Origin of the sequence: Edaphobacter bradus, from assembly GCF_025685645.1 — a bacterium.
Taxonomy (GTDB): domain Bacteria; phylum Acidobacteriota; class Terriglobia; order Terriglobales; family Acidobacteriaceae; genus Edaphobacter; species Edaphobacter bradus.
The window spans coordinates 937,483-951,440 of sequence record NZ_JAGSYF010000002.1 but is presented as its reverse complement, the minus strand read 5'-3'; the positions used below and the strand labels follow the sequence as shown (position 1 = coordinate 951,440).

Genomic DNA, 13,958 nt, shown 5'->3' with positions numbered 1-13,958 from the left:
CTTGGAGTAACCGCAGAGTACCGGAATTGCGGTGAATTAGAAAGCTGCCGAAATGAAAAAAGCGGAGGCCGAAGCCTCCGCTTGGTGTGATGGAACCGGGCTAGAACGTCAGCCGGGCCGCGAGTTGGACCTGACGCGGACTGTATGCGAAGTTCGAGTTGGCGTTTTGCGGCGTACCGGCAGTGGGGTTATAGGCCAGCGTATTGACTCCACTAACCGTGCTGAACGTGTATCCGGTCGTACTGACCGAGGTCACGTTCTGGTGGTTCGCCAGGTTGAAGGCTTCGCCGATCAGCTCGAGGTTGTACTTCTCGCGGAAGGTGAAGGTCTTCTGCGCACGAAGGTCGACCACGGCGGTACGGGGATACTGGCGTGTATTGCGGCCAAGCTGCGGGATGTAGGTAACGCCGGTTGCTGCGAATCCCGAACCGTTGGCCGTGTAGCATCCCACGCCCTTTGCGTCGCAACCAGGCGCCGAGCCCGCAACCTGGTTGGGAACGAAGCTGCTTGTGTTGAGTGAGAAGGGGAAGCCCGACTGCATCTGGAAGACCGGCTTGAGCGACCAGCCATTTGCCAGATACTTGAGATAGCTGTCCTTGCTGACGCCGGGCAAGTTGAGGATCGCCCAGCCGACGAAGCGGTTGGGGATGTTGAAGTTGGAGTTGCCGTAGTTGGCGCGAGCGTTGGCGTAGGGGTCAAACCAGTTGTTGGTAGTCGGGTTCGTCGACTGGTTCTGGTTGAAGTCCAGCGCGTGCGACCAGGTGTAGTTCGCGTCGAATGTAAGCCACTTGGAGGTGCGGTTCTGAATCTCGAAGGTCAGCGCGTTGTAGCTGGAGTTGATGTTGCTGACGACCTTCGTGATCGCACCGAAGTTGGGGTTGAGCAGCGTGCTGATGGAGCCTGCAGAGGTCTTCTGGGCACTGGCGTAGACCTTGTTCGTAATCGATCGACAACCCAGCGGGCCGCAGTTCGTATCGGCCAGCCCATTTGGCCCGGTGACTAAAACGGTAGCCTGATAGGTCGCAGCCGGGTTCAGGTTGACGTTGAGGAAGTTCGGCAGTTGGCGTCCGAGCGAACCAACGTAACTGACGGAAAGAATGTTGGCTTTGCCGAGGTCCTGTTGCACGGCGAGATCGTATTCATGCGCATTTGGGCTCTGGAAGTGCGTGTCGAAGTACTGGATTGCCGGAGCGGAGTTGGCGGCGACTTTAGGAGCCGACGTCAAGGCGTTCGGTAACGATGGTCCGGTTGTGTTGTTCAGGGCGTACTGCACCTGACTGGCTGGCGAACCGGTGTTGTAGTAGACGTTCAGAAGGATTGAGTTGGGGATGCGGCCATAGAAGGCACCGTAGCCGCCACGAATCACTGTCTTGCCCTGGCCAAGCGGGTCCCATGCGAAGCCGATGCGTGGGGCGATGTTGTTCTTGTCGCTGAACGTGTTCGAGACGGCGGGGAATGCCGGGTTGGCAAGGGCAGCGTACGGAGAGGGAATTATCTCGTAGTCGTAGCGAACCCCAAGGTTCAACGTCAGGCCCGGCCTGAGCTTCCAGTCGTCCTGAACGAAGAAGCCGAGATCAGTCGTGGCCAGATCAAACGTGGTTGGCCCGAAGCCCTGATTCCAACTGCTGTAGCAAGGGTTGGTGCCCTTCGCCGTGGAGCGGTTGGCATCGCAGACACCCCTGCTGCCGGCAGGCCGCGCGATGTCGGACAGATAGTCCGTGTAGCTCGAGTAAGTGACCTGCCCGTTACTGTGGTAGAGGTTGTTCTGCAGGTCGTAGTTGTGCAGAACGTCGGTGCCGAAGCGGACGGAGTGCTTGCCGAGAAGATAGGTCGCGGTGTCGCCGATCTGCCACTTGCGCTCATCCGGATACTGCGGACGGTAGCCGTAGTAGGGTGAACCGAGAGTAAAGCCGTTGGAGCCGCCGAGAGAGACTTCGACGGGAACGCCGCTGGCTGGCGTGAGGTACTGGGTGGTGTAGGCGGTAGGCTTCTGGGCGGTCTCGTAGTTCAGCTCACGGCCGTAGCCGTAGCGGATCTCATTCGAGAGACGCGGTGAGAAGAGGCTGTCGAGCTTGGCCACGCCGTAGTCCAGTTTTACGAAGTCGTTGCCGAAGCTGTCGATCGCGTACGGGTTGGTCGCCTGCGTCTGCACGCCGCCGGGCGAGTCCCAACGGAGACGGTGGAACAGGAAGCTAGCGCGATGCTTGTCGGTAACGACCCAATCGATCTTTGGCGTATTGATAACCTGGCTGCCGGTACGGCGCACCGGACCGAGGTCACCAAGCAACGCCTGGAGGCCGGAGTTGTATAAGGTAGTCGCAGCCGAAGCCGTCAGGCCGAGGCGGTTCTGGAGTGTGGTCAGACTTGTCGCAGAAGGAGCTGCGAAGAACACGCTGGGCGAACCAGCCTTGCCGGTGCCCGGGAAGTTGCGGCGGTACTGGTCATATGCATAGAACCAGAAGAGCTTATCCTTAATCAGCGGACCACCCACGCCGAAGCCCCAGTTCTTGCGCCAGTCCTTCGGCTTGTACCGAGTGGTGTAGAAAGAGTTCGTCGTCGAGTTGTAGTAGGTGTTCGTCGTGTATGGGTTGAATGCACCCCAGGTGTTGTCGCGGTCGTAGAAGTAGATCTCGCCGTGGAGATTGTTTGTGCCGCTCTTGGTGACGGTGTTGACGACGCCGCCTACGGCACGGCCAAGGTCGGCGGCATAAACGCCGGTGTTGACCTGGAACTCCGCGACTGCGACCTGCGAAGTGGAGTAGCCAACGCGAGTGCGTCCGCGTTCTTCGGCATAGAAGCCCTGGTTGTCGTCGATGCCGTCGATCTGCACGTTGTTCAGCAGCGGGCTCATGGCTCGGAAGCTGATCAGGCCAAAGCCGCTCGGCGAGTCCGCCGTCACGCCCGGCGTCAGGAGCGTAAGGCTGCTCCAGCGGCGACCATTGATCGGCAGGCTCTCAATCTCCTTGGTATCGAGGTGACCGCCGTAGACCGGCGAGTCGAAGTTGAGCACGGGTGCCTCGGCTGAGACCTCGACAGTCTGCGCGGTCGAGCCGACAGTCAGGCGCGGGTTTACAGTGGTGACCTGGTTAAGCTGAACGATAATGGAGCTGGTCTTCGAGCTGTTGAAGCCGGTCGCCGTCGTGGTGACGGAGTAGGTGCCGGGTTGAAGCAGCGGTGCCTTATAGAAGCCGCTATCATCGGCGGTCAGCGGTATATCGGCGCCGGTGCCATCGTTATGCACATGGATCTGAGCGCCGGGAATCGCAGCGCCTGTCGAGTCGGTAACTGCACCTGAGATAGCTCCATCGGTTGCGGACTGCCCGAACGCCGGAGAGGCTACGAGGCAGACAGTAGCTACAAGCAGTAATTTTCTTAATTGGATCATCATCTGGTTTCTCCTCAAGGAAACTACTTGCCGGCCGTGCGTTTTTTCGCTATCGGCGACGGCTTGTTGCCCAAACTCGTCTTGTTGGATTCTTTTCAAGGTCGCACACTGCGGTTAATAACCGGTTACGACTGCAAAGTGGGTTTGGTTCACTTTGCGCATTCCTCAAAAGCCGTGTTGTGACCCGTCGATGAATCGACATTAAGCGGCCACGCTCGCAAATTCAGCAGTCTTTCGAAGACAGACAGTCTACCGCGCTGGCTAGTACACTGAACATAGAGAAAATGTTCATTGATGAGGCACGAATTCGGGTGAAGGCCGGCGACGGCGGCAACGGTTGCATGGCCTTCCGGAGGGAGAAGTTCGTGCCCCGAGGCGGTCCTTCGGGCGGCGATGGCGGCCATGGCGGCGATGTCCGCATGAGCGCGACGCTGAGCCACAACACCCTGGTCCACTTCAGGTTCAACCCCGAGCACAAGGCGGCACGCGGCGGACATGGGCTGGGGTCGAACTGCTCGGGCAACGCCGGCGAGCATACGATGCTGGAGGTTCCTGTAGGAACCCTTCTCTACGACAATGACACCGGCGAGCTGATTCACGACTTCACCCACCCCGGCGAGACGATCGTGATCGCCAAGGGTGGGCGCGGCGGGCGCGGAAACCAGCACTTTGCTACCAGCACTCATCAGGCTCCGCGCGAGCATGAGCTGGGGCGGGCGGGTGAGGAGCGACACTACCGTCTGGAGCTTCGGCTGCTGGCCGACGCCGGGCTGGTAGGTTATCCCAACGTCGGGAAGTCGACGCTGATCTCACGGCTCTCGGCGGCGAGGCCGAAGATCGCCAACTACGCCTTTACAACGCTGGAGCCGAATCTCGGCGTCGTAAAGGTGGGCGAATGGCCACACGAGCAGTCGTTCACGGTGGCCGACCTGCCGGGGCTCATCGAAGGCGCACATCTGGGTGCGGGACTGGGGATCCAGTTCCTGAAGCACATTGAACGCACGAGCGTCATCGTGCACCTCGTGGACGTGTCGGACGCGAGCGCCGCGGCAGGAGGAAACGACAGGCCGGACCCGGTGGAAGACTTCAAGGTCATCACCGAAGAGCTGAAGAGCTTCGACCCGGAGTTGGTGAAGAAGCCGACGATTGTCGTGGCCGCGAAGATTGACGTCGCCAACCCGGAGAAGCTGAAGAAGCTGACGGCGATGGCGAAGCGGAAGAAGCTGCCGTTCTACGCGATTTCGGCGGTGACCGGCGAGGGCATCGACAAGCTGAAGTATGCCATCGCCGAGGTGGTGGCCGAGCACAGGCCGGTAAAGCTGGAGCAGGCCGAGGCCGAGCCGGCGAAGCTGAAGCCGCACTATCCGCCTCCGCCGCCAAGCGCGGCGCGACGGCGCTGAGGAGCCAGTTGGGACTGTGGTTCGGCTCAGCAGAACGGTGCTAAGTGACGGCCCTGCTGCGATAGGCTCAAAGGAGAGGCCCTCCCATGAAGCACTTCCGCACACTGCTTGCGATCTTATTTGTCACCGCCCTCCTTCTCGCCATTCCGCGCCGCACCGAAGCGCAGACCGCCATCTATGGCGGATTCAGCGGAGCTAACATAACCTCAGGCCCGACCTCGTCGGCTTACGGCGGCATGGTCGGACTGTACGCGCAGAGCGGCCACTACGCCTACTTTGGCGGTGACTTCCGCGGCACCTTCCTCTCCCGCAACGGCTTCAACTACTTCACGGGAGCGCTCGGACCCCGGCTGGCCTTCAAACCGCCCGTGTTGCCACTTAGGCCGTACATCGAAGGGTTGGTCGGCGTCGCCAGCTATAACGGCGGTGGGAACTCATCGAGCAGCAATCACCTGAACTATCAGGCCGTCGTTGGGGCCGATTGGACCCTAGTGCCGCACATCGACTGGCGCGTCCTTGAATACGCCTACAGCGGGACGAACGGCGGTCCGTTAAGGGCAAACATCTTTTCGACGGGGCTCGTCGTCCGGCTGTGGTAAACGCAGCGGGTCGCCAGCGGGTCGCCCTCTTCGGGGGGACGTTCGACCCGCCCCATCACGGCCACCTGAGCATCGCACAGGCCGCGGCGGACGCCTTCGCGCTGAAGAAGGTCCTGTTCACACCCGTGGGCCACCAGCCACTGAAACCCGGTGAGAGCGCGGCTCCGTTTGCCGACAGACTGGCCATGGTTCGGCTGGCGTGTGCAGAGGATTCGCGGTTCGAGGCCTCGGCGATCGACGCACCGCATCCCAACGGCTCCCCCAACTACACCGTTGAGACGCTGAACGCGCTGAGGCGCGAAATGCCGGAGGCGGAGCTGTTCTCCGTGGCTGGCGCGGACAGCTTTCTGACGCTGCGGCAGTGGCGCGAGCCGGACCGATTGCTGGAACTCGCCGAGTGGATCGTGGTGAGCCGTCCGGGGTCGCCGCTGCGGGAGCTGGCCGGGCTGGACTTGTCGGCGGAGCAACGGAAGCGGGTGCATCTGGTGGAGACGGTGCACGAGGAGGTCTCGGCGACCGAGCTGAGACACCGGCTCGAGGCGGGAGAGGACTGCACCGGTCTAATCCCGGAGGCAGTGGCGCGCTACATCGCGAAGAACCATTTATATAGATAGAAATAAGACGTTGCTAATAAAACGTTGCTGAGTCCGGTTGCCTGCCTATGTACCACTTTGGGACATTTTGTATTCATTCTTCGAGAGAATCTGCGACTGTAAGTGGTGATCTTCCGTAGAAAGCCGATAGGGACATAAGACGGTAATAGCCGCTTGAGTCAGATCGGAGAGTTTATTAGCGACGTCGGTACGAAACTACTGGGCACCATCGGTGTCTACTCTGAGAACCAGAGGCGTAAGCCCGTTTCCTATAAGCACCAAAAGGAATCAGTCATGAGACGCAAACTGACCTATTATGCGGCAACTGCCGCTCTCTTTCTGTCACTTGGAATTCTCTTCGAACGGCCGGCATACGCCTACGTGGACCCGGGCTCAAGCCTGCTGGTCTACCAGAGCGCAAGCGCTGTTATCACCGGAGCCCTATTTTACTTTCGCCGGCGCATTAAGGCCCTCCTCGGCATATCTTCTTCCGGCACCGACAACACCTCCGTCAAGTAGGCCGAGTCATGGCCAACCTGAGGGCGTTTCCCTTTCTGCCGACGTTTCGTGACCCCGCAGGCAGCGTCGAGCTTCGCTCGGACGGGGCGTATCGGAGCGTTCATGCACCGTTCGACACCGAGATTCTGTCGTTTCTTGCACTGCCGATGGCCTCGCAGCTGGTCGCCGACGGCAGGCTCGTCGCCAGCGAGATCGTTGTCACCGAAGACACGGAGTCGCTGGTGCTGCGGCATCCGCGCGTCTCGTTCCAGTCCTATCCGTGGGAGTGGCCTCCCGCGCTGTGGCTGGCCGCCGCCGAGCTGACGCTGAACCTGTGCCGCGACCTCCTGAAAGAGGGCTGGCTGCTCAAGGATGCCACGCCGCTGAACGTGCTCTTTCGCGGAACCAGACCTGTCTTCGTGGATGTGCTCTCGATCGAGCGCGCCGCACCGAACCGGCCGCTGTGGCTGGCCTATGGGCAGTTCGTCCGCACGTTTCTGCTGCCGATGCTGGCGCACTCGCAGCTCGGCTGGCCCCTGCAGGTGATGCTCACGCGCCGCGACGGCTACGAACCGGAGCAGATCTTCAACGCGCTCTCCTGGCCGGCACGGTTGCGTCAGCCGGCGCTCTCGGCCGTCACGCTGCCCTCGCTGCTCTCGGGAATATCCAGCGGTTCGAGTAGCCTCGCCTCGCGCACCGTCAGCGACCCCGACGTCGCGCGGCAGGTCATCCTGAAGACGTTGCGCACCCTGCTCGACCAAATGCGCAAGGCCGCGCCCAGCCGCCGCGACTCCACGTGGTCAGATTACGTCGAGACCGCAAACCACTACAGCGACGACGACCACGGCAGAAAGAAGGCCTTCGTCGCCAAAGTACTGGAAGCCTGCGCTCCGGAGCGCGTGCTCGACGTAGGGTGCAACACCGGCGTGTACTCCATGCTGGCCGCCGATGCGGGGGCCGAGGTGGTTGCGATCGACACCGACCCCGAGGCCGTCGACCGGCTCGCCACCGCCTTGAAGGACGCGGGCCGCAACATACTTCCGCTATGCGTCGATCTGGCGCATCCCACTCCGGCGACCGGCTGGCAGAACCGCGAGTGCGCGTCGTTTCTAGGCCGCTGCGCCGGACAGTTCGACACCGTGATGATGCTGGCCGTCATCCATCACCTGCTGCTGGGAAGCCAGATTCCGCTGGGCCGCATCGCCGCTCTGGCCAGCGAGCTGACGTCGCGCAACCTGATCCTCGAGTGGGTCCCACCGGCCGATCCGAAGTTCCAGGAGGTGCTGCGCGGCCGCGGCGCGATCTACGCTCACATCACCGAGGCCGCCTTCCGCGAGGCCTTCGCAAGGCACTTTACCGTGGCCAGCGAGCAGACGCTTGCGAACGGACGCATCCTGTTCCACTTCGAGAGAGGCTAGCTCCATGAAGATGACCCACCCGGCGCTGGTCGCTCTGGGAGCGGCGACCCTCTGCGCGTCGGCCCTCGCTGCTCCTCTCATCTCGTCGTCGCACGAGTTGATCTATCACTTGAATGGGCCCGCAACGGGCGTCTTTCTCATCGTGGCGATGAACTTTGCTGCAGCGTGGCTCCTCTTCACTGGATTATTTTTGTTGGCCCACCGATCGAGCCGATTGCGTACGGCAATATGGTCGCTCTTTCTGCTGATCATGCCCTGGGTGCTGCTGAAGGCCTGCGTCATGATCACCGGATGGAAGATGCGGCACGGTATGATTCTGGGCGTACAGGCTGCCTTCCTGCTGGCTCTCGGTGTTGCATCTCTTTCCTGGCGGCCGTGGTTGCGATCCCGCTTTGAAAGCCTGCTGCCGTTCTTCTCAACCGTGCTCGCATTTCTCGCGTTCACCAGTCCTCTGCTTGCAGGTCAGGTCGCGTGGTCTGCCTGGCAGGCTCGCGCGCTAAACCGGCCACGGCCACTGCATCAACAGCAGACGGCGGCAATAGCATCGCCGGGCATGCCGGCCGCTTCCCAGCAATCTACGAGGCACCGCATTATCTGGCTGCTCCTGGATGAGCTCTCTTACGAGCAGATCTACGAGCATCGCTATGCTGGTTTGAAGCTGGATGGATTCGACCGGCTTGCCGCGCAATCGACCTTGTTTACGCAAGCGGTCGCTCCGGCGAACGCGACTGCGATTGTGGTTCCGGGAGTGATGACCGGAACTCCCATCGACCAGGTCAAATCCTCAGCGTCCGGCGAGCTGCGTGTCCACGTTGCGGGAACTCATGGATGGCAGCCGTTCGACCCGCACAATACTGTCTTTCAGGATGCCCTGGACTCGGGCTACAGTACGTCGGTGGCCGGTTGGTATAACCCCTACTGCCGCATCCTTGCGCCAGTGCTCGACCGTTGTTTCTGGTCGTCGCACTCTTCGTTTCAGGTGCTGCCCGACGTTGACGAGAATCGACCGCTTGTCGACCTCCTTCTTCTTCCCGCTCAACATTTCTTTTCGAGTATGATCTCCGCCCTGCAGGGAAAGACGTTCTCTGGCCGGAATGCCTCTCTGGCAGCCGAGATGCACATCGCGGACTATCGGGACCTGTTCGCGGCCGCTGACAGGCTCTTGTCGGATTCGTCCGCCAACTTTACCTACCTGCACATGCCGGTGCCGCACCCCGGAGGCATCTACAACCGCCAGACGTCGACCTTTACAACCCATGGCAACTCCTCCTACATCGATAACCTCGCACTGGCCGATCAGTACGTCGCCCATCTGCGGCAGGTTCTGGAAGAGCGGGGCGAGTGGGATTCCTCAGCGGTCATCGTCATGGGAGACCACTCATGGCGAACGGCCCTGCTCTGGGAAGCAAGCCCCGCATGGACACCCGAAGACCAGACCGCGAGCCACGGCGGTCAGTTCGACGACCGTCCCGCTTACATCGTAAAGCTGCCCGGGCAGCACTCTCCGGCCCGCGTCGAAGAGCGCTTCGCCACGCTGCGCACACGCGCTCTGCTGGACGGCGTTCTGAAGGGACAGCTGAAGACTCCCGCAGAGCTGGCCGCCTGGGCTGCTGCACAGCAGTAGAGCCACCTTCGCCCTCATGAACGCATCCCATCTGACAGCGCGTTGGCATCCACCGGCGTGACCCGCTACCATGGAAGCTCAAGGAGCCGCATGCCCTCAATTGAAAGCAACCAGCTCTTGCTGGCCGCCACCGCCGCTGCCGAAGACAAGAAAGCCGAAGACCTCCGCATCCTCGCCCTGGATCCTTCTGAGAGCGGCCTCACCGATTACTTCCTGATCTGCAACGGGACCAACGATCGCCAGAACCTCGCCATCTCGGACGAGATCGAGCTGCGGCTCAAGCGCGAGTTCGGCGTGTACCCCAACTCCGTCGAGGGCCGCCGTCAGGCCGAGTGGATCCTGATGGACTACGTGGACTTCATCGTCCACGTCTTCTCGCCTGAGAAGCGCGCCTTCTACGGCCTTGAGCGGCTGCGCAAGTCCGCAAAGACGCTCAGCGTCGACGACATCAACGCTGAGGTGAAGGCGATGGTGGCGGCAACACGCGCCAAGGCTCCGACGAAGGCTGCAGCAGAGAGGGCCGCGACCCCAAAGAAGGTTGCACCTAAGAAAGTAGCCGCAAAGAAGACGATCGCGAAGAAGGCCACAAAGCCCGTAGCCGCCAAGAAGACCGCGGCGAAGAAAGCCGCTCCAAAGAAGGCTGCCAAGAAGACGTCTCCGAAGAAAGCCCTGGTCAAGACACCAAAGAAGCCATCATCGAAGAGCAAGAAAGCGATCCGCTGAGACCGGGGCCAGCTCGTATTTCATTTACCTTTCAAGAGGCCGTTCCCGGCATCTGGTGCACAAAGAAAGAGGCGCTCCGAGGAGCGCCTCACTAGTGGTGCGGTGACATCTAGAAGACAAACTTCGCCCACAACCGGAAGGCCTGGTTTGTAGGTTCACGTTTGCTCACCTTGTCGAGATAGACGACATTGCCGACCTGCAGAACGTTGTTGTTGAGGGGGAGGACATTGTTGTGATTTCCTACGTTCTGCCCTTCTCCGCGAAACACGAACTGCGCTCCTTCGAGATGAGTAAAGGGTGCTGGAACGGCTTTTTCGAGAGCTACATTCCAGAAACTCTGACCGGGATTCTCAAAGCTGTTGCGCCCGATCTCCTGGCTCAGGAACGACCCATGGGGGACGAGGAAGTGCACCTGATCAGTAGTCACAGGATGTAGCACTCTCTGCGTGTTGTAGAGGGCTTCGTCGTAGTAGACGCCCGGCTTTCCCCCCTTGAGATAGTAACCGTCGATTCCGGCCGTTGTGATCGGGGCCCTCCGGTTTCCGATCAGGGGCCTGTCGTTGGCCGAACTGCCGTCGCCGTTGGTGTCACGTCCCCCCAGGTTGAACGAGCTGTAGGGACCCGATGAAAACTGAGTGGTCCCCGAGATCGTAATGTGGCGAGTGAACGCGCTCAGCAGCAGATTGGCGGCGCGATTATCCGAGTGCAATCCGGGAGGCGAGTAGACATACTCAAAGGAAGCGACATGCCGCCTGTCCCATACCGAATTGCCCCAGTCCTGATGCAATCCGTCTCCGGCCAGGTTTGCCGAATACGATGTGGGCGAGGCAAACGTAGCAAAAACCTCTGACGCATCGTCCAGATTCTTTGCGAAAGCGTACGATGCCCGGAAGAAGAGACCGTGAACAAAGTTGCGCGAGACCTCGACCTGAGCGGCGTTGTAGTTCGAGTCGGCCCGGTTATCGCGGATGTTGATCGCATTCCTCGTCGGATTCAGTCGGGGCTGGCCGATTCCGCCGAAGTAGTTCAGCTGCCGGTTCGAGAACAGCTTCTCTCCGCGCGCGCCAACATAGTTCACCGTCAGTTTGATCGCTGCCGGAAGCTCCCGTTCCACGCCGAAGTTATATTGGTACGTCAGAGGATTGACCAGGTTGCTCGCCACACTCTGGACCAGGGAGTGCAATGGATCGAGGACCGGTGTGATCAAATCAAGCTGCCCGGTTGCATCCGGCAGACCACCGGGCGCGTTGGACTGCCTGTTACCAGTCGGAGCATTTGGTGAAGCCTGAGCGGTGTTGATGAGGATGTTGGTGAAGTCGTTGTCATAGAAGACCCCAATTCCTCCATGAATGACCGTCTTGCCGTCGGAGAAGAAGCCGGTGTTTGGCACAAAGGCGAACCCTATGCGCGGCCCGATGTTGTTCGTGTCCTTCTGCACCTTCACGACCGTGTCGATGGGAGCGTACGGATTGTGAGGATCGACTGCAGGGTACTTGAGCACATTGTCCGGCACCGTAACGTAGTCATAGCGGACGCCCAGGTTGACCGTGAGCTGTGGCGAGAGCTTGATGTCGTCCTGAATAAAGGCGCCGATCTTCCAGAGATGTGGATCCACTCGCGTCGGTCCAAAGGTCTTCCGCGCAAAACCAGAGGTTCCAAGCTGGTTGTCGAGGAAGTTGTCAACCGCTGACAGGCCGTTGCTCGCGGTCGTTCCACCGGCGTTGAAGTCGAGCTCGCCCAATGCGAGCTGCGCCACGAGATCAATCTCAAGATCCCGGCCAACGTCAGCGCCCATGCGGAGAGACTGTTTGCCCTTTGTCCAGCCCACCGTATCCTGGAACTGATACAGCTCCTGCTTGCGGCCCTGGGGAATATTCTGAGAAATTCCCAGCACAGGAAAATTGTTGTCCAAAAAGTTCAGGTTAAACGTCTTGGATAGTGGGTTGGCCTTCGCCTCCGGCGTCAGGTCAAAGAGGAAGCCGAGCCGAACCTCCGAGGCCCGAAATTCGTTCAACAGGTGCGGTGTGAAGACGTGCGTCCAAGTCACCTCGGCCAACTCTACAGGACCACCAACCTCGCCGTCGAAACCAGGAAGACCGGAGGTGTTCAATGAAAGGTCAGGAGAAAAGTTCGAGCGATCGTGCAGATAACGCACTGTGAACGTGTCGCTCGGCCGGGGAATAAAGTCGATCCGGTAAAGCCATTGCGTATCGGGCTGCTGTTGCGTCACCGGGGGCCGGAGAAAGTTCGCGGTCGTGAGGGTACAGCCGCCCCTGCATCCAGGCCGGTCGCTGATCGGAATGAGTTCAGGAGGCCCGGTGGCGATGCTCTGGTTGGCATACTCCTTCAGATAGCTGCCGCTGTTCAGCAGCCCCTGCAGCAGCGCAACCTGCTGTCCGCCGATAGCCGTCAAAAGATTGTAGCCCTGCTGGTCAGGAAGCTCGATCGTATTCGGCGTATTGCTCTTTCCGTAGAAGCGCGTCCACTGCGATCCGCCAAAGGCAAACAGCTTGTCCTTCCAGAGCGGCCCGCCCAGCGTAAACCCGAACTGATGCTGGTTGAAGCGCGCCTTCGGATTCGGGCTTCCCGGGGGGAAGGGCTTGCCCTTTCGGGTAAGTCCATCCAGCGCATTCAGGCCTGAGCCGGAGTAAAGCTCGAAGGCCGTCCCGTGATACTTGTTGGTGCCGCTCTTGGTCACCAGGTTGATGATCGCCCCACCAGACCGGCCATATTCAGATGAGGATGAGTTTAGTAGCACTGTTGTCGATTGATACATGTCAGGCACCTGGGGATTGAACGATTGGCCGCCGATGCCAACGTCATTAATGTCCTGACCGTCGAGCAGGTAATTGTTGCTGCGGGGTCTCGCTCCGTTCACGGTGAGCTGCGTGTAATTTCCGGCAATGCCGCCCAGATTAAGGTTCGGGTTGACCAACTGCACGCCTGGAAGCGTCGCCACCAGTTCGAACGGACTCAGCGAAAAGATCGGCACCGTCTGCAGCTCTTTGGTATCGACGGTTCCCGAAAGCTGGCCGTTCTCCCTGTTGATCTCGTTACTGATGGCCTCTACGCTGATCGTCTCGCCGACCGAACCGACGTTCAGGACCGCGTCATATGTGGTCACCACCGAGGGAAGCACCTTCAGGTCGGTAATCTCCTCGGCGCGGAACCCGGTCATATCGACGTGGATCTTGTACGTACCCGGGTTGATGGCTTCCACACGATAGGCGCCGGTCGAGGCCGTCGTGGTAGTTCGGGTCTCGGTTGTATCCTGGTTCGTAACCGTCACTGTGGCGCCCGAAATCACCGCACCCGAGGCGTCCCGTACGACGCCAGCGACAATTCCCTTGCTGGTCTGCGCGAGACCAGCGCCAACCAAGACGAAGAAGAGGAACATTGTGACTACTAGACTGTTAGAACGCATAGGTCGACTCCTGAAGTTCTAATGGAACTTGCAAATCTGGACCTTTGTTCTTGGGTTCTCGCAAATAAAGTCAGCTCAGCAGGACTTCGCATAAGCTCACCTATGGCCCGTTTTAGCCGCCTTCTTCCAGCCGCCGTACTTGGCCTGTGTACTTTCGCCCGTTATAGTGTGCACGTTACGTGCCATACGCACAGCTACAAGAATTGCCATGATTTCCAGTTGATTCTGCAAGAATCCCCAGATCACCTCGAGTGAAAACGCCTGAGAGAAATATGGAATCCTATAATTTGGGGA

9 protein-coding genes are annotated in these 13,958 nt (G+C 60.0%); 7 read left to right on the top strand and 2 right to left on the bottom strand.

Annotation, left to right across the window (positions count from 1 at the left end; all coding sequences use genetic code 11):
* Window positions 1-100: 100 nt before the first annotated feature.
* Window positions 101-3,388, bottom strand: a complete 3,288-nt coding sequence (locus OHL16_RS10025; RefSeq protein ID WP_263366979.1) for a TonB-dependent receptor — start codon at window positions 3,386-3,388, stop codon at window positions 101-103.
* A gap of 281 nt (window positions 3,389-3,669) precedes the next feature.
* On the opposite strand from OHL16_RS10025, the gene obgE reads away from it, so the two are divergent.
* From obgE to rsfS, 7 genes are all read left to right on the top strand, one after another.
* Window positions 3,670-4,785 (top strand): GTPase ObgE, encoded by a 1,116-nt coding sequence (gene obgE / locus OHL16_RS10020; RefSeq protein ID WP_263366978.1) that lies wholly within the window; start codon window positions 3,670-3,672, stop codon window positions 4,783-4,785.
* 86 nt (window positions 4,786-4,871) lie between these two features.
* Window positions 4,872-5,384, top strand: a complete 513-nt coding sequence (locus OHL16_RS10015; RefSeq protein ID WP_263366977.1) for a hypothetical protein — start codon at window positions 4,872-4,874, stop codon at window positions 5,382-5,384.
* Window positions 5,378-5,998: a nicotinate-nucleotide adenylyltransferase gene (nadD, locus tag OHL16_RS10010; RefSeq protein WP_263366976.1), complete on the top strand. Its 621-nt coding sequence runs from the start codon at window positions 5,378-5,380 to the stop codon at window positions 5,996-5,998. Before OHL16_RS10015 ends, nadD begins: the two co-directional genes overlap by 7 nt.
* Window positions 5,999-6,271: 273 nt before the next feature.
* On the top strand, window positions 6,272-6,496 hold the full coding sequence (locus OHL16_RS10005; RefSeq protein ID WP_263366975.1) for a hypothetical protein: 225 nt from the start codon (window positions 6,272-6,274) through the stop codon (window positions 6,494-6,496).
* A gap of 8 nt (window positions 6,497-6,504) precedes the next feature.
* Window positions 6,505-7,893 (top strand): class I SAM-dependent methyltransferase, encoded by a 1,389-nt coding sequence (locus OHL16_RS10000; RefSeq protein ID WP_263366974.1) that lies wholly within the window; start codon window positions 6,505-6,507, stop codon window positions 7,891-7,893.
* A gap of 4 nt (window positions 7,894-7,897) precedes the next feature.
* On the top strand, window positions 7,898-9,517 hold the full coding sequence (locus tag OHL16_RS09995; protein ID WP_263366973.1) for a sulfatase-like hydrolase/transferase: 1,620 nt from the start codon (window positions 7,898-7,900) through the stop codon (window positions 9,515-9,517).
* Window positions 9,518-9,607: 90 nt separating this feature from the next.
* On the top strand, window positions 9,608-10,240 hold the full coding sequence (gene rsfS / locus OHL16_RS09990) for a ribosome silencing factor (RefSeq protein WP_263366972.1): 633 nt from the start codon (window positions 9,608-9,610) through the stop codon (window positions 10,238-10,240).
* Window positions 10,241-10,349: 109 nt separating this feature from the next.
* Here the strand turns inward: rsfS and OHL16_RS09985 are convergent, their stop codons facing one another.
* The gene (locus tag OHL16_RS09985) at window positions 10,350-13,664 is read right to left on the bottom strand and encodes a TonB-dependent receptor (RefSeq protein WP_263366971.1); all 3,315 of its coding nucleotides are present in this window, start codon (window positions 13,662-13,664) and stop codon (window positions 10,350-10,352) included.
* Window positions 13,665-13,958 lie beyond the last annotated feature (294 nt).

What these genes read in the sequence shown, in the direction of transcription:
- OHL16_RS10015 (WP_263366977.1), top strand. Translation starts at nt 4,872, where the DNA reads ATGAAGCACTTCCGCACACTGCTTGCGATCTTATTTGTCACCGCCCTC.
- rsfS (WP_263366972.1), top strand. Translation starts at nt 9,608, where the DNA reads ATGCCCTCAATTGAAAGCAACCAGCTCTTGCTGGCCGCCACCGCCGCT.
- obgE (WP_263366978.1), top strand. Translation starts at nt 3,670, where the DNA reads ATGTTCATTGATGAGGCACGAATTCGGGTGAAGGCCGGCGACGGCGGC.
- OHL16_RS10005 (WP_263366975.1), top strand. Translation starts at nt 6,272, where the DNA reads ATGAGACGCAAACTGACCTATTATGCGGCAACTGCCGCTCTCTTTCTG.
- OHL16_RS10000 (WP_263366974.1), top strand. Translation starts at nt 6,505, where the DNA reads ATGGCCAACCTGAGGGCGTTTCCCTTTCTGCCGACGTTTCGTGACCCC.
- OHL16_RS09995 (WP_263366973.1), top strand. Translation starts at nt 7,898, where the DNA reads ATGAAGATGACCCACCCGGCGCTGGTCGCTCTGGGAGCGGCGACCCTC.
- OHL16_RS10025 (WP_263366979.1), bottom strand. Translation starts at nt 3,388, where the DNA reads ATGATGATCCAATTAAGAAAATTACTGCTTGTAGCTACTGTCTGCCTC.
- OHL16_RS09985 (WP_263366971.1), bottom strand. Translation starts at nt 13,664, where the DNA reads ATGCGTTCTAACAGTCTAGTAGTCACAATGTTCCTCTTCTTCGTCTTG.